Origin of the sequence: Microbacterium wangchenii, assembly GCF_004564355.1 — a bacterium.
GTDB classification, from domain to species: Bacteria; Actinomycetota; Actinomycetes; order Actinomycetales; family Microbacteriaceae; genus Microbacterium; species Microbacterium wangchenii.
The window spans coordinates 2,738,555-2,760,200 of record NZ_CP038266.1 but is presented as its reverse complement, the minus strand read 5'-3'; the positions used below and the strand labels follow the sequence as shown (position 1 = coordinate 2,760,200).

Here is a 21,646-nt window from a genome sequence, read left to right as displayed (position 1 = left end):
ATCCTCTCAACTGCGACCCGGAACCCCGCGGATCGCGCGCGAAGCGGATCCCGAACGCGCTTCGCCGAGTCGGCATCCGCCTATCCCGGCGGCGTGCCCTGCCAGTAGCCTTGTCGGATTCCTTGCTTCGCCGTGCATGTCACGTGCGGTGAAAGTGTCAGTCAATCGCTGGTCTGGGTCGGCCAGATCCAGGTGGATCGCGGCGCTCCGGCGCCGAACGGAGGGCGGGCGAAGCGCCACGTGAACCACATGCATGCGCGCTCGAGGCGGCAGGCGCGCCGCGTTCTGTCCGGCGGACCCCGCTGGCATCACTTGATCATCCTGATCCTGCTCGTGCCGAACCTCCTGCTGAGCTGCTCGTCCATGCCCGCGGTGGAGAAGAGCCCGCCCGTCGACGCGCCGAGCTCGCCGCGTCCCGCCGAGGGGTCGGCCGAGCAACCCGATCCGGTCGATCTGACGTTGGAATTGGCAGCGCTGGAGGCCGCTCATGGTGGACGCCTCGGGGTGTTCGCCGTGGACGTCGCGTCGGGGGGATTCGTGGCGTACCGGGAAGACGAACGCTTCGCGTACGCCTCGGCCATCAAAGCGCTCCTCGTCGCCGCGGTGCTCCGGAAGATCCCCGATCTGGAACGCGTCGTGGTCTTCTCCGAGGAGGAGTTGGTGTTCCAGTCCCCGGTGACGCAGCAGCACGCCGGTACCGGCCTGACGATCCGGCGCCTCTGTGAAGCCGCGCTGCGCGACAGCGACAATACGGCCGCCAACCTGCTCCTCGAAGAGCTCGGCGGCCCGGCAGGATTCGAGATCGCCCTCAGGGAGATGGGCGATCACACCACAATGCCGGCACGATTCGAAACCGACCTCAACTCCGCGACTCCCGGAGACGATCGCGATACGAGCACACCCCGCGCCCTTGCCCGATCACTGCGAAGCGTCATCGCCGAGGATCTCCTCCCCGATGGCCGTGCGACGCTTCTCATCGAGTGGATGAGTGGCAACGCCACAGGCGATACGCTCATCCGCTCCGGCGCCCCACCGGATTGGCTGGTGGCAGACAAGTCGGGAACGGGCGGCTACGGCACGCGCAATGACCTCGCCGTCGTGTGGCCTCCAGGAGCCGGCCCGATCTTCATCGCCGTGATGACGACGAGCGAATCGAAGGAGGCCGCCCCCGCCGATTCGCTCGTCGCTCGTGCCGCAGCGCTCGCCTTGGCAGCGCTCGGGTAGTCACGCGCCCGGGGAGGCGCCGCCGGTCACGGCCCACGCGACCCCCACGTCGTCATCCGTTCACCCGTGCACAGACCTCAGAAGGCGACCTCGATCGTGGCGTTGGACTCGATCACGTCGCGGACGGCGTCGCTCGTGAACGCCTTCGTCAGCGCGGCCGTCGCATCCGAGCCTTCGTCCTCCTCGCGGACGACGAGGTTGAGCGCGAAGGTGTCGTCGAGCTCGGTGAGGAGGCCGTCGTCCTGCGGGGTGAGTCCGAGAGCGGCGATGTGGGAGGGCCACTGGAAGACGAGGTCGGCCTCGTCGTACGCGGCGTTGAGCGAGTTGATCGGCACCTGCAGGAACTCCAGCTCGTGCGGGTTGTCCACGATGTCGGTCACGGTCGCCTCGTACGGGTCGACCGCGGCATCCAGCGTGATGATGCCCTCCTCGGCCAGCAGCTTGAGCGCCCGCCCGGTGTTCGACGGGTCATCCGGGATCGCCACCGTGGCGCCGGCGGGCAGCTCGGCGATATCGGTGAGCGTCTTGGAGTAGAACGCGATGACGAAGTTGTACACCGGCTGCACGCCCACGAGCGTCCCGTCATTGCCGGCGTTGAATGCTTCCATGTACGGCACGTGCTGCGAGAAGTTCGCGTACACGTCTCCGTCGTTGAGGATCGTGTTGGCCGTGACGTAGTCGGAGACCTCGACGAGCTCGATCTCGTACCCGTCCTCGATGGCGTCCGCGGCCGCTTCGACCACGTCGGTCATCGGCGACGTGACCGCGGCGACCTGGAGCGTGAGCGGAGCGGCGTCATCGCCCGCCGCATCCTCGCCGCCGGACGCGCAGCCGGCGAGGACCAGCACCGCTCCCAGTGCGGATGCGACGATGCTGACTCGAGACGATCTCATGTGTTCCTTCTTTCCTGGGGTGGCTCGGTGGCGGGAGGGGGATCAGCGATGATCCAGCCGCACGGAGGTGCGATGGCCGAGGGCCTGGATGGCGAGCACGCACGTGATGATGAGAACGATCGTGAGATACATGAGGCCGTCGTTGTACTCCTGGTAGCCGTAGCGCATCGCGAAGTCGCCGATCCCGCCGCCGCCGACGACGCCGAGGACGGTGGAGTAGGACAGCAGGCTGATCGCGGCGGAGGTCAGGGCGTAGACCAGCCCTGATCGCGCCTCGGGCAGCAGCACGCGGAACACCGCCCGTGGCACCGTGGCGCCCATCGCCACCGCGACGCGCGAGATGCCCGGCGGGATCTCGCGGAGGATCTGCTCCACCAGGCGCGCGTATATGGCCACCGCCACGAAGCACAGCGGCAGGGTCGCGGCCTGCGTGCCGAAGCTCGTGCCGATCACGAAGCGGGTGAAGGGGATGAGGAAGACCACCAGGAGCAGGAAGGGGAAGGAGCGGACGATGTTGATGTACATGTTCGCGACCGACCACACCGCCCGGTTCTCCGCGATGCCGCCGCGCTGGGTGAGGAAGACCACCATCCCCAGCGGCAACCCGATCAGGACGGCGGCCAGGAGCGAGACCAGCAGCATGTACCCGGTCTCGCCCAGGGCCTCCAGCATGTCGCCGCCGTACTCGGAGAGCAGTTCGGTCACCGCGTTCACGGCATCAGCTCCCGCTTGACCTGCTCGTAGTACGTCGGCAGGCTGCGGTAGTCGCTCTTGACCACGGGGATCAGCTCGCGCAGCCGGCCCCGCTCCAGCAGCGCTGCGCGGTCGCAGATCGCCTTGACGACGTCGAGGTCGTGCGTGATGACGACCACGGTGGTGCCGAGCTTGTCGCGGGCATCCGAGAGCACCCGCAGGATCTCCGACGTGGTCGAGGCATCCAGCGACGACGTCGGCTCGTCGCACAGCAGGACCGCGGGCCGCGCGACCAGGCCTCGGGCGAGGCCGACGCGCTGGCGCTCGCCGCCGCTGAGCTGTGCCGGGAAGAAGTCGGCCCGGTGCGACAGCCCCACGAAGGCGAGGATCTCGTCGACGGCGCTGCGCTCTTCGGCGCGGCTGAGTACCGCCCCGTCGGTTCGCCGTGCCAGGTGCAGGGGGAGGGCGACATTGGCCCGCACCGTGCGGTTGCTGAGGAGATGGATGCCCTGGAACACGACGCCGATGCGCTGCCGCAGTCGGCGCAACCCACGGCGGCCCAGTCGGGTGACGTCCACGCCCTGCACCGTGAGGGAGCCGGAGGTCGGAGCGGTGAGCCCGTTGATGAGTTCGAGGAGCGTGGTCTTGCCGGCGCCACTCTCGCCGATCACCCCGAAGATCTCGCCTTGACGGATGCTGAGGCTGATGCCGTCCAGCGCCGCGCGTGTGCCGGGGTCTGCGTCGTGGCGCTTGGTGACGTCTTGGAACTCCACGATCGCGGTGCCGGTAGAGACCATCGCGTCGCGTCGTCCTTTCACGTCCGGATACTCCGGAGAAGTTTCTGTATCGCGTCCAACTATACTTCCCCTGTGAGTGCGAGGTACCGGACGGCCGCCGTCAACCGCGATGGTGGGGACGGCGTCAGCAGCGTGATCGGCGGACTCGAGGTGCCGGTGTCCTCACCGCTCGCGCGGGACTTCGACGCCACCGCATCCAACCCGGAGCAGTTGCTCGCCCTGGCGTGGGTGACGTGCCTGAACGCGACGGCGCAGGCGGTGGTCGCGGGGGAGCGGCGCACGGTGGTGCGCGTGGAGGTGGAGCTGCATCCCGCCGCCGCGGGCTCCGGGTACGAGTTCCACGTGGACGCGTACCTCTCGGCGGAGGGCGCCTCGATCGAGGAGACCGCGGAGATCTTGACTGCCGCCCACGCGCGCTGCCCGGTGTCGAAGCTGCTGGCGGCAGCATCCACCGTCCACGTGCACCCGGAGGAGTACCGCGCAGGCTGACCCGTCATCCCCTGGACAGCTGGGCCGGTGTGCGCTTTCCTGACGCGTGCAGGACAAACCGCACGACGAGGGGCGCCATGACCGATCCGACCGCACTGCCCGACGCCATCCGCACGTTCGTCGACGCGACCAACGCCGCCGACACGGAGCGGTTCGTCGCCGCCTTCGCTGCCGACGCCCGTCTGAACGACTGGGGTCGTGAGTTCCGCGGACACGAAGGCATCCGCTCGTGGAACAGCACCGACAACATCGGCGTCCAGGCCCACTTCGAGGTGGTCGACGTCGCCGCCGGTGACGACCCGGACACGTACGTCGTGACCCTCGCCGTGACCGGGAACGGCTATAACGGCACGGGGCCGATGCGGTTCCACGTCCACGACGGGCTGATCGCCGACGTCGACATCTCCTGAGGCGGCGTCCGCTATCGGGCGGTGGCATCCCAGGCAGAGACAGGGGCGGCGCGGGGGAGGTGACCGGCTCCGGTGAAGCGTTGCGCATCGGGGAACGCGTTCGACGGCTCCTCGCAGCCCGGACCGCGGCGTCGGGGGATGCTGGAAGGTATGCGCGACATCGTCAGCATCGAGCTGCTGCTGGATCCGGCATCGGAGGCGGCCGTGCGCGCGGATTGGCAGGCCCTCGCCGCCGCGGGCCTGTCGAGCGCGGGGCGGAACCCGTCGCCGAGCAATCGCCCGCACGTGACGCTTCTCGTGAGGCCCGCGCTCGAGCCGGTGGAATTCGACGAGGCGGTGAGTCGCCTGCCGGTGCCGGTCGTGCTCGGTGAGCCGATCGTCTTCCGGCACGGGGACCGGGGCGTGCTCGCGCGACGTGTCGAGCCGACGTCGGAGCTGCTCGAGCTGCATCTGTCGGTGCATGCGGCTGCACCGCCGGGGCCGGACGCGCGCCACACCCGGCCCGGAGAATGGACGCCGCATGTCACCCTCGCACGTCGCCTGCGGCTGGACGCCGTGGAGTCGGCGCTGAGAACCCTGGGCCCGCAGCGCAGTGGCGAGGGCGTGGCGCTTCGTCGCTGGGACGCCGCGCGCGCCGAAGTCACCCCCATCGGCTAGGCGGCCGACGGGGACGCTCTGACATGAACGGGATGCGGTGGGCCCCGTGGGGCTCGAACCCACGACCCGCGGATTAAAAGTCCGATGCTCTACCGACTGAGCTAGAGGCCCTCGACATCCAGCCTACTGGCCCCGGCGGCCCCGCACGGCGGGCGCCGCCCTTGAACCCGCGGGTAGCCTGGATCGATGACTGATTCGCCCCGGGACTTCCACAAGCCGGTGCGGCGACCGGCGGAACTGTTCGACCGGATCTTCGCTGCGGACGACCCCGCGGAGGTGTCGCGCGTCGCGCACAGCACCGCGCAGGCGCTGCTCTCGCGAGTCCGCGAAGACCCGTCGGCGGATGTGGTCGAGAGGCTCGTCTCGTTCACAGACGAGAACGGCATCGACGACATCGCGGAGCTGTGGTCGCGCTCGCCCGCCCGCACACTGCCGGGCGCCCTGTGGCGGCTGTACCTGCTGCAGCTGATGATCCACGACGACCCGCAGACCGCCGCCCTCCTGTACGAACGCGGCCGCGGGGAGATCGCGTCGGCGGATCCGGTCGTGGCGGGCGCACCGACGCCGGCGAGCCCGGAGGAGCTCGTCACGCTCATCGACGCGATCCTGCGCGGAGTGTTCGACGGCGACTTCGCGGTGGCGCTGGATCGCGCGGCGGCGTTCTGCCGCGTGCAGGCATCGGGGGCGACACATCTCGCCGACGACTACGAGCACACCGAGTCCGATCGTGCGTCGGCTCTGACCACGCGCGCCCTGCGGCTCTCGACCTATGCCGGCGACCTGTCGACGTGCGCGACGCTGTGGCGCCGCGAGTCGCTGGCCTGACGCATCCGCCCGCGGGCAAAAAAGTGCCGGGCCGCAGAACGCCTCTCGGCGCGAGGCCGCTCTCGGCGGCAAAAGATGGAGCCCGGGGTTACTGCGGCCCGGCTATCAGAGTCTAACGGGTCGACGCGGCGGGTATTCCCGTTCCGGCAGGGTTCGGCGCCCGTAGGCTCGGGGCATGGCATGGCGCTACGCACTCGTGATCGACCCGGCGGCCGCGGATGACGCGCGCACCGACTTCGCCGACACCCTGACCGAGATCGATCCGGCCGCCCCTGCGCTGAGCGTGGGGGAGCTGTCCACGCAGCGCGGCGACGGCATCTTCGAATCCATCGGCGTCGTGGACGGTCACCCGCAGGAGACGAACGCCCACCTCGAGCGGCTCGCCCACTCCGCCCGCCTGTGCGACCTGCCCGCGCCGCACCTCGAGCAGTGGCGTCAGGCCATCGCCCGGGTGGCGGATGCGGCGGAGCCGGGGGAGAGCGTCATCAAGCTCATCCTCAGCCGCGGCGTGGAGCACGGGCCGACCCCGACGGCGTGGGTGACGCTCGCGCCGGCGCCCGACAACACGCGCGCCCGGGAGCACGGCATCCGTGTCGTGACCCTCGACCGCGGCATGGACAGCGGCGCCCCCGCCCGCGCGCCGTGGCTGCTCCTCGGGGCCAAGACGCTGTCGTACGCGGTGAACATGGCCGCGATCCGGGAGGCCAAGCGCCGCGGCGCCGACGACGCGCTGTTCGTCACGAGCGACGGGCTCGTCCTGGAGGGGCCGACCTCCTCCGTGCTGCTGCGCTTCGGCGATCGCTTCGTCACGCCCGAGCCGGGCTCGGGCATCCTCCACGGCACCACGCAGGTGAGCCTGTTCGATCACCTCGCCGAGCGCGGTTTCGCGACCGCTTACGAGGAGCTCCCCGTGACGGCCCTGGCCGAGGCGGATGCCGCGTGGCTGGTGTCCAGCGTGCGCCTGGCCGCGCCGGTCTCGGCGATCGACGACCGCGAGCTTCCGATCGACGCCGAGTTCACCGCATCCCTCAACCGCTACCTGCTGTCCCCGCGCGACTGACGGGCGGCTCAGCCGAAGCGGCCGGAGACGTAGTCCTCGGTCGCCTGCACGGACGGCGTGGTGAAGATGGTCGCTGTGTCGTCGTACTCGATGAGCTTGCCGGGCTTGCCGGTGCCGGCGATGTTGAAGAACGCCGTCTTGTCCGACACCCGCGAGGCCTGCTGCATGTTGTGCGTGACGATGACGACGGTGTAGTCGCTCTTCAGTTCGGCGATGAGCTCCTCGATGGCGTACGTGGAGATCGGATCCAGTGCCGAGCACGGCTCGTCCATGAGGATGACCTGCGGCGACACGGCGATCGCGCGGGCGATGCACAGACGCTGCTGCTGGCCACCCGACAGACCGGAGCCGGGCTTGTCGAGGCGGTCTTTGACCTCGTTCCACAGGTTGGCCCCGCGCAGTGACTTCTCGACGAGGTCATCCGCGTCCGACTTGGAGATGCGGCGGTTGTTGAGCTTGACCCCGGCCAGCACGTTCTCGCGGATCGACATGGTGGGGAAGGGGTTCGGCCGCTGGAAGACCATCCCGACCTGGCGGCGCACGAGCACGGGGTCGACCCCGGGACCGTACAGGTCGTCGCCGTCCAGCAGCACCTCGCCCTCGACGCGGGCACCGGGGATGACTTCGTGCATGCGGTTCAGCGTCCGCAGGAAGGTGGACTTGCCGCAGCCGGAGGGGCCGATGAAAGCGGTGACGCTGCGGGGCTCGATCTGGAGGGTCACGCCCTCCACGGCGAGGAAGTCGCCGTAGTAGACGTTGAGGTCGTGGACGTCGATGCTCTTGGACACGGGTCTTCTTTCGGGTGTGAGCGGCCGGGTCAGCGGCCGGTCTTGGGGGCGAACACTCGCGCGATCGTGCGTGCGACGAGGTTCAGCACCATGACAATGACGATGAGGGTGAGGGCCGCAGCCCACGCGCGGCCGATGTATGCCTCGGCGGGTATGCCCTGGTTCATGTACTGCGTGTACGTGAACACCGGCAGGGTCTGCATGCGGCCGTCGAAGAGGTCGTAGTTCACGGAAGAGGTGAATCCGGCGGTGATCAGAAGTGGCGCGGTCTCCCCGATGACGCGGGAGATCGACAGCATGATGCCGGTGGTGATGCCCGCGATCGCCGTCGGAAGCACGACCTTGGCGATCGTGAGCCACTTCGGCACGCCCAGGGCGTACGCCGCCTCACGCAGCTCGTTCGGCACCAGGCGCAGCATCTCCTCCGTCGAGCGGACGACCACGGGGATCATGAGCACGGCCAGGGCGACCGACCCGATGATCCCCAGCCGCACTCCGGGACCGAGGAACAGGGCGAACAGCGCGTACGCGAACAGGCCGGCGACGATGGAGGGGATGCCGGTCATCACGTCGACGAGGAACGTGATGCCCCGCGCGAGGCGATTGTTCTGCCCGTACTCGATGAGGTAGATCGCGGTGAACAGGCCGATCGGGATGGAGATCACGGCCGCCGCGAGGGTGATCAGCACGGTGCCGACGATGGCGTGCACCGCGCCGCCGCCCTCGCCGACGACGTTGCGCATCGACCACGTGAAGAACTCGGCGTTCCAGTGCGGGGCGCCCAGGCTGATGACCGTGATCGCCACCGACACCAGCGGCACCATCGCGATCAGGAAGGCCACGGTGACCACGCCGGTGATGAGCCGGTCGACAGCCTTCCGCCGGCCTTCGATGATCGCGGAGATCGTGAAGATCAGGGCCAGGTAGAAGATCGCACCGACGACGGCCCATCCGCCGAGGTTGAACGGGCTGCCCGACGACACGGCCGTCACGCCGAAGACGGCGGCGGATGCGGCGAGGGATCCGGCCAGCAGCGCCCACGGCGCCCACCGGGCCAGGTGTCCGCTGGTCAGGCGCGGGCTCGGTTCGACGACGGTGGTCGGGGGAGTCAGTGTCGCGGTCATGTCAGTTCGCCCCCGAGAATTCCTTGCGCCGGCTCACGATGTAGCGAGCGAGCGCGTTCACGCCGAACGTCACCACGAACAGGATGAGGCCGGTCGCGATGAGCACGTTGATGTTGAGGCCGTACGCCTCGGGGAAGCTGAGGGCGATGTTGGCGGCGATGGTGTTGGGGTTGTCGGGCGTGAAGAGCTTGAAGCTGATGCCGCCGGAGACCGACAGCACCATGGCGACGGCCATCGTCTCGCCGAGGGCGCGCCCCAGGCCCAGCATCGCCGCCGAGACGATGCCGCTGCGGGCGAAGGGGAACACCGCCATCCGGATCATCTCCCAGCGGGTCGACCCCAGCGCCAGCGCCGCTTCTTCGTGCAGCTTGGGGGTCTGCAGGAAGATCTCCCGGCAGATCGCGGTGATGATCGGGGTGACCATGACCGCCAGCACGACGGCGGCGGTGAACACCGTGCGCCCGGTGCTGGAGACCGGCCCCGCGAACAGCGGGAACCAGCCCGCGTTGTCGACCAGCCACGTGTAGATCGGCTGCACGGCGGGCGCCAGCACGCCGATGCCCCACAGCCCGAAGACCACGGAGGGGACGGCGGCAAGCAGGTCGACGACGTAGCCGAGCGCCTGCGCGAGGCGGCGCGGGGCATAGTGCGAGATGAACAGCGCGACGCCGAGGGACAGCGGGACGGCCATGATGAGGGCCAGCGTGGCGGCCCACACCGTGCCGAACACGAGAGGCCCGACGTACGCCCAGAAATTGGACGGCAGGATCGACGCGTCGGCGTCGGTGGCGAACAGCGCGGGGAGCGACTGGACGATGAGGAAGATGGCGACGGCGGCGAGGGTGACCAGGATCATCGAGCCGGCGAACAGCGCCGTGCCCGAGAACCAGCGGTCACCGCGGCGCACCGTCCCCTTCGGGGCCCCGGTGCGGGTGACCTCGGGTGTGGTGGTCATGGAGTCGATTCTGTGGGAAGGAGTCGGGATCCGCACGAAGGCCCGGTCCGGCCGGAGCCGGGCCGGGCCCGTCGGCGGTTACTGGATGGCGTCGATGGCGGTGCTCACCTGCTCGCGCAGGGCATCGGAGATGGGTGCGCTGCCGGCCGCCTCGGCCGCCGCATCCTGGCCCTCGGGGCTCGCGACGTACTCGAACAGCGCCTTCACGAGCGCGGCGGTGGCGTCGTCCTGGTAGTCGGCGCAGCCGACCATGTAGCTCACGAGCACGATGGGGTAGACGCCCGCGGCGGTGGTCGTGCGATCCAGGGCGATCGCGATGTCGGTGTCCGCGCGGCCCTCCTCCTCGGGGGAGGCGTCGACGACGGCAGCGGCGGCCTCGGGGGAGTAGGGCACGAACTCCTCGCCCACCTTGATGGCGACGGTGCCGAGGTCACCGGCTCGTGACGCGTCAGCGTAGCCGATCGTGCCCTGGCCGCCTTCGACCGCGGAGATGACCCCCGAGGTCCCCTGAGCCGCTTCGCCTCCGCGCAGCGGCCAGACTCCGTCGGGCTCGCTGGTCCACACATCCGGCGCGGCCTGGAACAGGTAGTCGGTGAAGTTCTCGGTGGTGCCGGAGTCGTCGGAGCGGTGCACCGGGGTGATGTCGGTGGCGGGGAGCGTGACCCCGTCGTTCAGAGCCGCGATCGCAGGGTCGTTCCACGTCGTGATGGTGCCGGCGAACATACCCGCCAGCGTGGTCGCGTCGAGGTTCAACGTGTCGATTCCCTCGAGGTTGAACACGACGGCGATGGGGGAGATGTAGGTGGGCAGTTCGACGATGTCCGAACCCTCCACGCACGCGTCGAACGGACCCGCCTCGATCTCCTCGACGGTGAAGGGGCGGTCCGAGCCGGCGAACTGGAACGCCCCGGCCTGGAACGACTCGCGCCCGGTGCCCGAGCCGGCCGGGTCGTAGTCGATCGTGAGGTCGGGGTTGGCGCCCTGCAGGCCGGCCGTCCAGGTCTGCACCGCGACCTCCTGCGACGACGCACCGCCGCCGACGAGGGTGCCCGACAGGCCGTCGCCGGCTGCCGGAGCAGCGCCGCCGGGCTGTTCGTTGACGGCACAGCCGGTGAGGGCGAGGGCCGCCGCCGCGGCGACGGCGCCCAGCCGGGCGAAACGAGTGATCTTCACGATGCGGATCCTTCGGCTTCAGAGATGGGCCCGGGACCGGGCACGCCTCGACGGTAGACACGATGCCTTACCGGACGCCGCAGCGCAGGTGAACGGAAGGTGAACGGGGACCGGCCGGCGCACGCGCCGTCGCGGGCGGTCCACTGCCCTCCGGCGCCTTCTACAGTGGAGCCATGGAGAAGCGACCCCCCGCCGAGGCGCGTGCGCTCGCCGCCCTCCCGGAGGTCGCGGAGGCGGTCCGGGCCGCACGCAAGACCGCCAAGCGGATCGACGACAAGCCCGCACGAGATCTGCGCAAGCGCGCTGCCCGGGTCGAGGCGCTGGCAGCGGCGGCGGGTGAGGGGGCGGAGCATCCGAACCAAGCCCGCCGGAAGACCGTGAAGGCCGCCGCCGCACTGCGCGACGCCACGCATGACGCGCTGCGGGCGCAGGTCGCGCGGGAGCTCGCGCGTGCGGAGGGCACTCAGCAGCGCGTGCGCGCGGCCATGACGGAATCGGGGCCGGTCGTCTCCACGGTTCCCGCGGCGCGTGACACCGGGGTGCCGCCGCTGGTGCGCCCGGAGGACGTGCGGCGCCGTCAGACGCTCGGCTCGTGAGTCTCGATCGCCACGATTCCCGACCCGGGGTGGTCGACGGACAGGTGGGCGACGGAGAAGCCCCCCGTCTCCAGTGACGAGGCGCTGCCCAGGTACGACCCGGCGAGCGTGCCGGTGGCCAGGGCCAGCTCGCTGAGGATCTCCGGCAGCAGTGGGCGGTGACTGCACAGCACCGCGGGGCGGCGGGAGCGCACGCGCTCGCCGACCACCGTGCGCACGTCGGCGGTGCCCTCCTCCCACGCGTCCTGGCTGAGGAGCGGGGTCTGCTCGATCCGGCGGTCCAGGGCCGCTGCCAGGGGAGCGACCGTCTGCACGCAGCGCTCGGCGGGACTGGAGACGATCTTGCGCACGCCGAATGCCTTGAGCGGCCCGACGAGGGCATCGGCCTGCCGTCGTCCGCGGCCGGTCAGGGGCCGTGCGGCGTCGGGGCCGGTCCACGAGCTTCGAGGCTTCGCCTTGCCGTGCCGCAGCGCGACGAGGGGGAACGTGTGCGTGACGCCCTGGTCCACGAGCGCCTGGAAGCCGTCCACGATCTCCACGTCGACGGGATAGCTCAACCTCCCGCGGGCCTTCTTCACGCTCGCCCATTCCAGGGCGGCGATCTCCTTGTTCGGCACGAAGGTCGAACTCCGCACGGCGGCGTCGGTGGCTTCGGCGGCCCAGTAGTGCACGATCTTCTCCCGCGAGTTCGGCAGGCGGTAGTGCGAGACGCCGATCGGCACGCCCAGGCTCACCCGGATGCCGGTCTCCTCGTGCACCTCGCGCACGGCGGCTTCGGCGAGCATCTCGCCCGGGTCGACCTTGCCCTTGGGCAGCGTGATGTCACGGTACTTGGTGCGGTGGACCAGCAGGACGTGGGGCTTGCCCTCGACCATCCGCCACACCACGCCGCCAGCGGCGTAGACGGCGGGATCGGTCATCGCACCGCCCGGGCGCGGCGGCGCCGCTGCACGGTGGCCATCGTCTTCTCCTGAAGGTCCACGAGTGCTTTCCCGCTCTCGCTGGTGCTGTGGCGGGTCCACTCGCCGTCGGGTCCGAGGTGCCACGAACTGGTGCCCGGGCTCATCGCGAGATCGAACAGCGTGGTCAGCTCGGCGATCTGCCCCGCCGCACTCACCCGCACGAGCGCCTCGACACGGCGGTCGAGGTTGCGGTGCATCATGTCGGCGCTGCCGATGTACACCTGCGGGTCTCCGCCGTTGTCGAAGGCGAAGATGCGGGAGTGCTCGAGGTAGCGGCCGAGGATCGAGCGCACCGTGATGTTCTCGCTGAGTCCGGGGACGCCGGGCTTGAGCGAGCAGATGCCACGCACCCACACCTCGACGGGGACGCCCGCCTGGCTCGCCCGGTACAGCGCGTCGATGATCTGCTCGTCGACCATCGAGTTGACCTTGATCCGGATGCCGGCGCGCTTGCCGGCGAGCGCGTGGCGCCGTTCCTTGTCGATGAGGCGGATGAGGCCCTTGCGCAGGTGGAGGGGGGCGACCAGGAGCCGCTTGAACTTCTTCTCGATGGCGTAGCCGCTGAGCTCGTTGAACAGGCGCGTGAGGTCGCGTCCGACCTCGTTGTCGACCGTGAACAGGCCGAGGTCTTCATAGATGCGGCTGGTCTTGGGGTTGTAGTTGCCGGTGCCGACGTGGCTGTAGTGGCGCAGCACGCCGTCTTCCTCGCGGATGACCAGGGCGAGCTTGCAGTGGGTCTTCAGCCCCACCAGGCCGTACACGACGTGCACGCCGGCCTTCTCCAGCTTGCGCGCCCACACGATGTTGGCGGCCTCGTCGAAGCGTGCCTTCACCTCCACCAGCGCGAGCACCTGCTTGCCGGACTCGGCGGCGTCGATGAGTGCCTGCACGATGGGGCTGTCGCCGGAGGTGCGATACAGGGTCTGCTTGATGGCCAGGACGTGCGGGTCTTTCGCGGCCTGCTCGAGGAAGGCCTGCACGCTCGTGGCGAAGGACTCGTACGGGTGGTGCACGAGCACGTCGGCCTTGCGGATGGCGGCGAAGATGTCGGCGCGGCGGTTGTGCTCGGGCGGCTGGAACGCCACCGCCGTCTTGGGCACGTGCGGGGGATACCGCAGGTCGGGCCGGTCGATGCGCGACAGGTCGAACAGGCCACGCAGATCCAGCGGACCGGGCAGGCGGTAGACCTCCTGCTCGGTGATGTCCAGCTCGCTCAGGAGCAGATCGAGCGTGACCTCGTCCATGTCGTCGGTGATCTCGAGGCGGATGGGCGGACCGAAGCGGCGCCGCAGGAGCTCGGCCTCCAGCGCCTGGATGAGGTTCTCGGTCTCGTCCTCTTCGATCGTGACGTCTTCGTTGCGGGTGAGACGGAACGCGTGGTGGTCGAGCACCTCCATACCGGGGAACAGGTCACCCAGGTGGTTCGCGATGAGCTCCTCCAGCGGGAGGTAGCGCGCGGTGCCCCGGGCGCTGGGGATCTGCACGAGCCGGGGCAGCATCGGCGGCACCTTCAGGCGGGCGAACTCCTGACGCCCCGAGCGGGCGTTGCGCACGCGGATGGCGAGGTTCAGCGACAGGCCGGAGATGTAGGGGAAGGGGTGGGCCGGGTCCACGGCGAGCGGCATGAGCACGGGGAAGACCTGGGCCTGGAAGTACTCGGAGAGCCGCTCGCGCTCGGCGTCGTCGAGCTCCTCCCACGAGACGACCTCGATGCCCGATTCGGCCAGGGCCGGCCGCACCTGCTCGGTCCACGCGGCTGCATGGCGCAGTTGCAGCCGGTGCGCCTCGGCGGAGATGTCCACGAGCACGTCCAGCGGGGCGCGGCCGACGTTGGTCGGGACGGCCAGGCCCGTGACGATGCGTCGCTGGAGACCGGCCACGCGCACCATGAAGAACTCGTCGAGGTTGCTGGCGAAGATCGCCAGGAAGTTGGCCCGTTCCAGCGTGGGCAGCGTCGGGTCTTCGGCGAGTTCCAGCACGCGGCGATTGAACGCCAGCCAGCTCAGTTCGCGATCGAGATAGCGGTTCTCGGGCAGTTGGGCGTCGACGGCTTCGACGGCCTCATCGAAGTCGTCGTCGTCCGCATCTCCCAGACCGGCGTCGAGCACATCGTGTTCGATCATCCCCTCATCATTGCAGGCGGGGGATGCTGCGGCGCGAGGGGTTGTCGCACGCCGTGCGCTGCGTCACCGGATCAGGCGGAGGGCGCCGCGGTCGGCAGCTGATCGTCCTCGTACACGTTGAAGCGGTATCCCACGTTGCGCACCGTGCCGATGAGCTGTTCGAGATCGCCGAGCTTGGCCCGCAGGCGGCGGACGTGCACGTCGACCGTGCGCGTGCCGCCGAAGTAGTCGTATCCCCACACCTCGCTCAGCAGCTGCTCGCGCGTGAAGACGCGCGAGGGATGCGTGGCGAAGAAGTGCAGGAGCTGGAATTCCTTGTAGGTCAGATCCAGCGGCTTGCCGTGCACCTTGGCGGAGTAGGACGACTCGTCGATCGTGATGCCCGAGGTCTGGATGCGGGTGGAGACCTGCTCCTTCGACATCCGCCCGATCGCCAGGCGCACGCGGGCATCCACCTCGGCGGGTCCGGCGCCGACGAGGATGACGTCATCCACTCCCCAGTCGGGCGACACCGCGGTCAGTCCGCCCTCGGTGACCACCAGCACGAGCGGCGCGTCGATGCCGGTGGTGTTGAGGATCTTGCACAGCGACTTCGCGCCCACCAGGTCGACGCGCGCGTCGACGAAGATGACGTCGGCGCTGGGGGCGTTGACCAGCTGCGCCGGCTCGGCGGGGATCTGGCGGACGCGGTGGCTGAGCAGTTCGAGGGAGGGCAGGACAGGACCGCCGCCATGGGCGGAACTCAGAACGAGAAGCTGTGCCAACCGGGACCTCCCCCGATGCGGCGGGCCGCATCCACCCATATCTTAGGGGCGAGACGGGACCGCTCCCGCGCCGCGGTGTGCGGATGCGCCGTACCTGCGCGAGAATGACGCCTATGACCGTTCCCGAGTTGGCACCGCGACGCACGGTGTGGGGTGTGCTGGCGGTGTGGGTGGTGGCCGCGCTCCTGGGCATCGGCATCGGCGTCTTCGTCCCCGAGGGGTGGCGTGCCGCGTGGCTCACGATCGGGCTGGGGGCGTGCCTCGTCCTGTCCTTCGTCGTCCAGCTCTGGTACGGGCGCTCGCAGGAGTTCCTCGTCCGCGTCTCGGCGAGCGTGCTGGGGGCGATGGTCGTCATGGCCGTCATCAGCGCAGGCTTCGGGCTCGCCGCGATCGTTCCGGGATAGACTGCCGACATGGATCTTGTCGCGCTCGAACTCTTCTTCGTGGGGTTGCTCGGCCTCGCATCCCTCGCGATCGTGTTCGTGTCGGGCGTCGTCATCAAGAACCTGTACCGCGGCCAGCGCTGAAGGCGGCGTCGTGTTCGAGCTGCCGACCGACCTCCCCGCCGACCTCGCCCCGTTGTCGTGGCTCGTAGGCGTGTGGGAAGGCACCGGCGTGCTGGACTACGCCACCGCCGACCAGCACTTCACGGGTGAGTTCCGCCACCGCGTGAGCTTCAGCCACGACGGCGGTGCCTACCTGAACTACTCCGGCAGCGCATGGCTGCTCGGCGAGGGGGAGCCCACGCCGCTGGTCGCCGAGATGGGCTACTGGCGTCTGAGCCGCCCCGCCGCCGAGGCCGATGCCGGCCCTGGTCTGCTTCCGGCTCTGACAACAGGTCCGGCACGCACGGTCGACGACGTCGAGCGCCTCCGCAACGAGGCCGGCGGGTTCGACATCGAGGTCTCCCTCGTGCACGCGGACGGCATCAGCGAGCTGTACCTGGGGCAGGTGCGGGGGCCCCGCATCGACATCGCCACCGACGCGGTGGTGCGCACCGCCGGGGCCAAGGTGTACACCGCCGCAACGCGGATGTACGGCCTGGTCGAGGGACACCTGCTGTGGGCGTGGGACATCGCCGCCCTCGGATCCGAACTGTCCTCGCACGCGTCGGCGCGATTGGCTCGGGCCGACTGATGACCGATTACACGACTGTCGCCGGCGCCGTGTCGGACGCGAGCGGGCTCCGCCATCTCGGCAACCCGTTCGCCGAGCAGCGCGCGCTGGCCTCCGGGAGCGCGCTCGCCCCGCTCGGTGACCGGCGCGTGCTCACCGTCTCGGGGGAGGACCGGCTCAGCTGGCTGGATTCGCTGTCGTCCCAGGCCCTCACGCGTCTTCCGCCGGCCACGCCCACCGAGCTGCTGATCCTGGATCCTCAGGGCCGGGTCGAGCACGCCGCCGCGGTCTTCGACGACGGCGCGACGACGTGGCTCCTCGTGGACGCCCCCGACGCCGAACCGCTTCTGGCCTGGTTGCAGCGCATGCGGTTCCGGCTCCGCGTGGTCGTCGCCGACCGCTCCGACCTCGCCGTCGTGGGCGGCACCGCCGCCGCACTCGCGCGGGTGCCCGCCGTCGCCGAGACCGGGATCCCGGTGATCTGGCGCGACCCGTGGCCGCAGGTCGCTCCCGGCGGTCACGCGTACGCCCAGCCGCTGGAGCATCCCGGCGCCGACCGCGACTGGGCAGAGGCCGTGGTGGAGCAGGCCGAGCTGGAGCGCCTCATCCGGACGTCCGCGCCCGGCGCCCTGGCGGGCCTGGACGCCGTCGAGGCCCTGCGGATCGCGGCATGGCGGCCGCGCATCGCGGCCGACGCCGACGAACGCGTTCTGCCGCACGAGCTGGACTGGCTGCGCACGGCGGTGCACCTGTCCAAGGGCTGCTACCGCGGTCAGGAGACCGTCGCGAAGGTCCACAACCTCGGCCACCCGCCCCGGCGAGTCGTGGCGCTGCAGCTGGACGGCAGCGACAGCATCCTGCCCGAGCGCGGGGATGAGGTCCGGTCCGGTGACACCGCCATCGGAGCGATCACGTCGGCGGCGTGGCACTACGAGGAGGGGCCGATCGCGCTCGCCCTGGTCAAGCGCACCGCTCCCGTGGATGCCGACCTCGTCGTGGAAACCGCGCAAGGACCCGTGTCGGCCGCCCAGCAGGTCGTGGTCCCCGCCGACGCCGGAGCGACGGCATCCGTCCCCCGCCTGCCGCGCCTGGGGCGACGCACCTCCGCAGGCTGACGCCCTCCCTCCCGCTCAGGCCGGAGCCACGGCGTCCCACGCGACGCCCACCTCGCCCAGCCGCCAGCGCGCGCGACTGTGCAGCGGCCAGCCCGCGTCGGCGAGGGAACTCAGCGCCGTGCGCCACCGGTGCACGGGCCCGAACGGCGCCACCGCCGCGGCGCGGTCCCACTCCGACTCCAAGCCGGTGAGGAAGGCATGGATGCCTTCGCCGGGCACGTTCCGGTGGATGAGCGCCTTGGGGAGGCGCTCGGCCGCGATCGCGGGGGAGGCGAGGCCGGCCAGGCGCAGGGAGATCGTGAGGCTTCGTGGCGCGGCATCCGCGCCGACCTCGACCCACGTCGTGACGCGGCCGATCTCGTCGCACGTGCCTTCCACGAGGACGCCGCCGGGGGCCAGTCGCCCGCACATGCGCGCCCATGCCGGGGCGACGTCGCGCTCGTCGTATTGGCGGAGCACGTTCATCGCGCGGATGATCGCGGGCCGGCGTCCGGCCGGCGTCGGCACTTCGAACCCCCCGCGGGCGAAGGAGACATGCTCGCGCTCGGCGGCCGGGGCGCGGTGCAGCTGCTCCTGCGCGCGAGCGACACGATCGGGATCGATCTCCAGTCCGCGCACCTCGACGTCCGGCCGCACCTGGGCGAGCCGCGCGTACAGCTCCAGCGTGGTCACCGCGCTCGCCCCGAACCCGAGGTCGACCGCGAGCGGATCCTCGGCCCGCCGCAGCGCGGGATGCCGGGCGATCCACCGGTCCACGCGTCGCAGGCGATTGGTGCCGGTGGTGCCGCGCGTCACCTGACCCACCACCGACGCACGCACTCATCCCATGATGCCAGCACTGCCCGGAAGGCCCCTGATGGCGGCGGACCCGGTCGGTAGGATGGCGGCATGAGCGCGCCCTACACCCTGATCCTGCTCCGCCACGGCCAGAGCGAGTGGAACAAGACCAACCAGTTCACAGGATGGGTGGACGTGCGTCTCACCGATCAGGGTAAGGCGGAGGCCGCGCGCGGCGGCGAGCTGCTCGCCGAGGCGGGGTTGCTGCCTGACATCCTGCACACGTCGGTGCTCAGCCGCGCGATCCAGACGGCGAACATCGCGCTGGATACCGCCGACCGCCTGTGGATCCCGGTCAAGCGCTCGTGGCGGCTCAACGAGCGGCACTACGGCGCGCTGCAGGGCAAGGACAAGGCGCAGACGCTCGAGGAGTTCGGCAACGAGCAGTTCATGCTGTGGCGCCGCTCGTTCGACGTGCCGCCGCCGCCCCTGCCCGCCGACGACCCCTACAGCCAGGTCGGCGACCCCCGTTACGCGGGCATCGACGGCCAGGTTCCCGACACCGAGTCGCTCAAGCTCGTGATCGAGCGCATGCTGCCCTACTGGGAAGCGGAGATCGTGCCCGACCTGCGTGAAGGCAAGACCGTGCTGGTGACCGCGCACGGCAACTCGCTCCGCGGGCTGGTGAAGCATCTCGAGGGGATCAGCGACGAGGACATCGCCGCGCTGAACATCCCCACCGGCATCCCGCTGGTCTACCGGCTGGGGGAGGACCTCCTGCCGCTGGGTCCCGGCGAGTACCTGGATCCCGAGGCCGCAGCCGCCGGCGCCGCCGCCGTCGCCGCGCAGGGCAAGGGTTGAGCAGCCCGCGAGCGTGTGGTGGTTGCACGCGCCGGTGAGCGCGACCGGGGAGCCCGCCGCGGACGGGGCGTGGGCGGTATGAGCGACGGACCTGCTGTCCGATTCGCGCGCGCGCGTCGCAGCTGGGAGCCGCTCGACTGGTGGAAGCTCGAGGCGCACGCCCTGCACGAGGACGCCGAGCTGCGCCGGGCGATCGCCTTCTTCGCGCCCGCCGAGGCATGGCGCGCACTGTCGAAGGACACCGTCCGCGCGTGGGGCTGCCTGCTGACCCTCAGCCACATCGCGAGCTTCGTGTTCCCCCTCCTCGCGGCGGGTGCCGTCGTCGGATGGCTGTTCGCGCAGGACGAGGGTCTCGACCTCCGCATTCCCGGCTCCATCGCGGCGATCGCCGCAGTCCTGGCGGCGATCGGCCTCGTCATCGACCATCGGGACCCGTCGGGCGTCGACCCCAAGGTCGGTCGACTGCTCGGCATGCTGCATCTCGGGCCGTCGGCGGCGGCCACTGCCGTCGCCGGCCTGGCGCTCGCACAGGGGGAGGCGGACTTCGGGTTCGCTGCCCTCGGACTGCTCGCAGATGCCGTTGTCGGCGCACTGCATTCCGCGGTCTACCGAGGCCCCGCGGATGCAGGAAGCGACCGGTGGCGCCGGAATCTGGCGCGGCTGGACGCCGCCGTGTCAGGCCTCGCCGAGGCGGACCGGGGGCGGATCCAGGCCGATATCGCGGATGCCCTCGATGTGCTCGACGAACGCGAGCTCGTCCCTGCCGCCGAGCTGGAACGGGCACGGGGAGTCAGGATCGGGCTGCTCGGCATCTCGATGGCGCCGCGGGAGGATCTCGTCCCGGCGCCGGCGGCTGAGCAGGGCGGATGACGCGGTGGCTTTCTCCTTCGTGCGCCCCGAGTCCGAGGCATGGCTGGCCCACGTCGGGTCGGCGGATGCCGACCCGTACGACGCCACCCGTGCCGTCACGGCGCTGCGCGCCGACTACGAGCGGTGGTCGCGGTGGGGGATGGGCGTCCTCGCCTACGCCCTCACCGTCGTGGGCGTGTTCATGACGCTCGTCATGACCGACGCGCTGCTGGCCTGGACAGGCCCGGTGAGCGCCGTCGACATGATCGTCATCATGATCTCCGTCGGCATGAGCGGCGCCGGAGCGTGGCTGCTCATCCGTCTCTGGCGCACGGGGCGACAGCTCGCGGCGGCGGCCGCGTGGTGGATCGGCCTCCCGTTCCGCGGCGGCGCTGCCGCGCCGTCGGCGCGCGGGTGGGTGCAGGCACGCCTCGTGAACCTCGAGCCGCCGCTGTTCGTCCGCCTGATCACCGCCGCGCTGGCGTTCCTGCTCGCCGTCTTCGGGACCGCGCTCCTCTTCCGCGGGATCCTCGAGGGTGAAGACATCGCACTCGCGATCGCGGCGGGACTCGTCGGGCTGATCTCGCTCGTCGCCGGCTGCGTTCAGGCGGGCGGCGTCATGCGCATCGTCCAGGGGTTCGCGACGGCCGATCCGGTCTGGCGGCGCGTCGCGGGCTGATCGGGGCCGTCTATTCGGCGAAGGCCTCGAGTGTCTGCGGGTCGGCGCTCCAGTCGCCGGTGGCGAGGTAGACGACCTTCTTCGCGACCGACTCGGCGTGGTCGGCGAAGCGCTCGTGGTAGCGGCTGGCGAGCGTCGCGTCCACGGTCGCCATCGCCTCGCCCTTCCAGTTCTCGCCCAGGACCTTCTCGAAGACACTGACGTGCAGCTCGTCGATCGCGTCGTCGTCGTTGCGGATCTCCTCGGCCAGGCGCAGGTCCTCCGTGCGCAGCAGCTCGGTCAGCTTGCGCGCCACGGAGACGTCGAGCTCGCCCATCCGCTTGAAGGTGCCCTTCAGGCCCTTGGGGATGGCCCGCTCCGGGAAGCGCGAGCGGGCGAGCTGGGCGATGTGCTCGGCCATGTCGCCCATGCGCTCCAGTGACGCACTCACCCGCAGCGCCGTGACCACGATGCGCAGGTCGCGGGCCACCGGCTGCTGGCGCGCCAGAATCTCGATCGCCAGCTCGTCGAGGGCGACGGCCTTCTCGTCGATGATGCGGTCGGCCTCGATGACCTCTTCGGCCAGTGTGACGTCGCTGGTGGAGAAGGCGCGGGTGGCGCCGTCGATGGCCACTGTCACCAGCTCGGCGATCTCCACGAGACGGTTCTGCACGTCCTCGAGCGACTGATGGAACACTTCGCGCATCGCAGTACCCTTCCTGATTCGCGGCACGGCA

Annotated in this window: 25 protein-coding genes and 1 tRNA gene; 13 read left to right on the top strand and 13 right to left on the bottom strand. The window is 70.4% G+C overall.

Annotated features, from left to right (window positions below; translation table 11 throughout):
* Positions 1-249 precede the first annotated feature (249 nt).
* Positions 250-1,224 (top strand): class A beta-lactamase, encoded by a 975-nt coding sequence (gene bla, locus E4K62_RS13375; protein WP_135071370.1) that lies wholly within the window; start codon positions 250-252, stop codon positions 1,222-1,224.
* 77 nt (positions 1,225-1,301) lie between these two features.
* Here bla and E4K62_RS13370 read toward each other — a convergent pair whose 3' ends face one another.
* The 3 genes from E4K62_RS13370 to E4K62_RS13360 are packed head-to-tail and all read right to left on the bottom strand — an operon-like array spanning position 1,302 to position 3,628.
* Positions 1,302-2,117: a MetQ/NlpA family ABC transporter substrate-binding protein gene (locus E4K62_RS13370; RefSeq protein ID WP_135068220.1), complete on the bottom strand. Its 816-nt coding sequence runs from the start codon at positions 2,115-2,117 to the stop codon at positions 1,302-1,304.
* A gap of 42 nt (positions 2,118-2,159) precedes the next feature.
* Positions 2,160-2,831, bottom strand: a complete 672-nt coding sequence (locus tag E4K62_RS13365; protein ID WP_240742698.1) for a methionine ABC transporter permease — start codon at positions 2,829-2,831, stop codon at positions 2,160-2,162.
* Positions 2,828-3,628 (bottom strand): methionine ABC transporter ATP-binding protein, encoded by an 801-nt coding sequence (locus tag E4K62_RS13360; protein ID WP_240742697.1) that lies wholly within the window; start codon positions 3,626-3,628, stop codon positions 2,828-2,830. Before E4K62_RS13360 ends, E4K62_RS13365 begins: the two co-directional genes overlap by 4 nt.
* 51 nt (positions 3,629-3,679) lie before the next feature.
* On the opposite strand from E4K62_RS13360, the gene E4K62_RS13355 reads away from it, so the two are divergent.
* The 3 genes from E4K62_RS13355 to E4K62_RS13345 all read left to right on the top strand — a co-directional run bounded on the left by E4K62_RS13355 (position 3,680) and on the right by E4K62_RS13345 (position 5,163).
* Positions 3,680-4,096 carry an OsmC family protein gene (locus E4K62_RS13355; RefSeq protein ID WP_135068218.1) on the top strand — a complete coding sequence of 139 codons (417 nt, stop codon included), beginning with the start codon at positions 3,680-3,682 and terminating at the stop codon, positions 4,094-4,096.
* A gap of 77 nt (positions 4,097-4,173) precedes the next feature.
* Complete coding sequence (locus E4K62_RS13350) at positions 4,174-4,506, top strand: nuclear transport factor 2 family protein (protein WP_135068216.1); 333 nt, start codon at positions 4,174-4,176, stop codon at positions 4,504-4,506.
* Between the two features lie 150 nt (positions 4,507-4,656).
* Positions 4,657-5,163 carry a 2'-5' RNA ligase family protein gene (locus E4K62_RS13345; protein ID WP_187270406.1) on the top strand — a complete coding sequence of 169 codons (507 nt, stop codon included), beginning with the start codon at positions 4,657-4,659 and terminating at the stop codon, positions 5,161-5,163.
* Positions 5,164-5,201: 38 nt separating this feature from the next.
* Here E4K62_RS13345 and E4K62_RS13340 read toward each other — a convergent pair.
* A tRNA-Lys gene (locus E4K62_RS13340) sits at positions 5,202-5,274 on the bottom strand.
* 75 nt (positions 5,275-5,349) lie between these two features.
* Between E4K62_RS13340 and E4K62_RS13335 the strand changes: the two genes are divergently transcribed.
* Entirely contained in the window at positions 5,350-5,988 is a 639-nt protein-coding gene (locus E4K62_RS13335; RefSeq protein WP_135068212.1) for a DNA-directed RNA polymerase subunit beta, read from the top strand.
* 175 nt (positions 5,989-6,163) lie between these two features.
* Positions 6,164-7,048 carry an aminodeoxychorismate lyase gene (locus tag E4K62_RS13330; RefSeq protein WP_135068210.1) on the top strand — a complete coding sequence of 295 codons (885 nt, stop codon included), beginning with the start codon at positions 6,164-6,166 and terminating at the stop codon, positions 7,046-7,048.
* Between the two features lie 8 nt (positions 7,049-7,056).
* On the opposite strand, the gene pstB is transcribed toward E4K62_RS13330, so the two are convergent.
* From pstB to E4K62_RS13310, 4 genes are all read right to left on the bottom strand, one after another.
* The gene (pstB, locus tag E4K62_RS13325) at positions 7,057-7,836 is read right to left on the bottom strand and encodes a phosphate ABC transporter ATP-binding protein PstB (protein ID WP_135068208.1); all 780 of its coding nucleotides are present in this window, start codon (positions 7,834-7,836) and stop codon (positions 7,057-7,059) included.
* A 29-nt stretch (positions 7,837-7,865) separates the two neighbouring features.
* The gene (gene pstA / locus E4K62_RS13320) at positions 7,866-8,960 is read right to left on the bottom strand and encodes a phosphate ABC transporter permease PstA (protein ID WP_135068206.1); all 1,095 of its coding nucleotides are present in this window, start codon (positions 8,958-8,960) and stop codon (positions 7,866-7,868) included.
* Between the two features lies 1 nt (position 8,961).
* Positions 8,962-9,915: a phosphate ABC transporter permease subunit PstC gene (gene pstC / locus E4K62_RS13315; RefSeq protein ID WP_135068204.1), complete on the bottom strand. Its 954-nt coding sequence runs from the start codon at positions 9,913-9,915 to the stop codon at positions 8,962-8,964.
* Positions 9,916-9,993: 78 nt separating this feature from the next.
* Positions 9,994-11,088: a phosphate ABC transporter substrate-binding protein PstS gene (locus E4K62_RS13310; RefSeq protein ID WP_135068202.1), complete on the bottom strand. Its 1,095-nt coding sequence runs from the start codon at positions 11,086-11,088 to the stop codon at positions 9,994-9,996.
* A gap of 173 nt (positions 11,089-11,261) precedes the next feature.
* Between E4K62_RS13310 and E4K62_RS13305 the strand changes: the two genes are divergently transcribed.
* Positions 11,262-11,684, top strand: coding sequence for a hypothetical protein (locus E4K62_RS13305; RefSeq protein ID WP_135068200.1), 423 nt, complete (start codon positions 11,262-11,264; stop codon positions 11,682-11,684).
* On the opposite strand, the gene E4K62_RS13300 is transcribed toward E4K62_RS13305, so the two are convergent.
* The 3 genes from E4K62_RS13300 to E4K62_RS13290 form a co-directional block, all read right to left on the bottom strand.
* Positions 11,666-12,604 carry an NUDIX hydrolase gene (locus E4K62_RS13300; protein WP_135068198.1) on the bottom strand — a complete coding sequence of 313 codons (939 nt, stop codon included), beginning with the start codon at positions 12,602-12,604 and terminating at the stop codon, positions 11,666-11,668. The two genes, E4K62_RS13305 and E4K62_RS13300, sit on opposite strands and share 19 nt — an antisense overlap.
* On the bottom strand, positions 12,601-14,769 hold the full coding sequence (locus tag E4K62_RS13295) for an RNA degradosome polyphosphate kinase (RefSeq protein WP_135068196.1): 2,169 nt from the start codon (positions 14,767-14,769) through the stop codon (positions 12,601-12,603). Before E4K62_RS13295 ends, E4K62_RS13300 begins: the two co-directional genes overlap by 4 nt.
* A 71-nt stretch (positions 14,770-14,840) precedes the next feature.
* Positions 14,841-15,533, bottom strand: coding sequence for a response regulator transcription factor (locus E4K62_RS13290; protein WP_135068194.1), 693 nt, complete (start codon positions 15,531-15,533; stop codon positions 14,841-14,843).
* 113 nt (positions 15,534-15,646) lie between these two features.
* Here E4K62_RS13290 and E4K62_RS13285 point away from each other — a divergent pair, with 113 nt between their 5' ends.
* The 3 genes from E4K62_RS13285 (at position 15,647) to ygfZ (ending at position 17,764) form a co-directional block, all read left to right on the top strand.
* Positions 15,647-15,937 (top strand): hypothetical protein, encoded by a 291-nt coding sequence (locus tag E4K62_RS13285; protein WP_135068192.1) that lies wholly within the window; start codon positions 15,647-15,649, stop codon positions 15,935-15,937.
* Positions 15,938-16,070: 133 nt separating this feature from the next.
* A complete protein-coding gene (locus tag E4K62_RS13280) occupies positions 16,071-16,670 on the top strand; it encodes a heme-binding beta-barrel domain-containing protein (RefSeq protein WP_135068190.1) in 600 nt (199 codons plus the stop codon).
* On the top strand, positions 16,670-17,764 hold the full coding sequence (gene ygfZ, locus E4K62_RS13275; protein ID WP_135068188.1) for a CAF17-like 4Fe-4S cluster assembly/insertion protein YgfZ: 1,095 nt from the start codon (positions 16,670-16,672) through the stop codon (positions 17,762-17,764). Before E4K62_RS13280 ends, ygfZ begins: the two co-directional genes overlap by 1 nt.
* 15 nt (positions 17,765-17,779) lie before the next feature.
* Here the strand turns inward: ygfZ and E4K62_RS13270 are convergent, their stop codons facing one another.
* A complete protein-coding gene (locus E4K62_RS13270; RefSeq protein WP_135068186.1) occupies positions 17,780-18,583 on the bottom strand; it encodes a class I SAM-dependent methyltransferase in 804 nt (267 codons plus the stop codon).
* A 69-nt stretch (positions 18,584-18,652) separates the two neighbouring features.
* On the opposite strand from E4K62_RS13270, the gene E4K62_RS13265 reads away from it, so the two are divergent.
* The 3 genes from E4K62_RS13265 to E4K62_RS13255 all read left to right on the top strand — a co-directional run bounded on the left by E4K62_RS13265 (position 18,653) and on the right by E4K62_RS13255 (position 20,930).
* Positions 18,653-19,402: a phosphoglyceromutase gene (locus E4K62_RS13265; RefSeq protein ID WP_135068185.1), complete on the top strand. Its 750-nt coding sequence runs from the start codon at positions 18,653-18,655 to the stop codon at positions 19,400-19,402.
* A gap of 78 nt (positions 19,403-19,480) precedes the next feature.
* Positions 19,481-20,272: a hypothetical protein gene (locus E4K62_RS13260; protein ID WP_135068183.1), complete on the top strand. Its 792-nt coding sequence runs from the start codon at positions 19,481-19,483 to the stop codon at positions 20,270-20,272.
* Positions 20,273-20,276: 4 nt separating this feature from the next.
* Positions 20,277-20,930, top strand: coding sequence for a hypothetical protein (locus E4K62_RS13255; RefSeq protein ID WP_135068181.1), 654 nt, complete (start codon positions 20,277-20,279; stop codon positions 20,928-20,930).
* A 10-nt stretch (positions 20,931-20,940) separates the two neighbouring features.
* Here E4K62_RS13255 and phoU read toward each other — a convergent pair whose 3' ends face one another.
* Complete coding sequence (gene phoU, locus E4K62_RS13250) at positions 20,941-21,615, bottom strand: phosphate signaling complex protein PhoU (RefSeq protein WP_135068179.1); 675 nt, start codon at positions 21,613-21,615, stop codon at positions 20,941-20,943.
* Between the last annotated feature and the right edge of the window lie 31 nt (positions 21,616-21,646).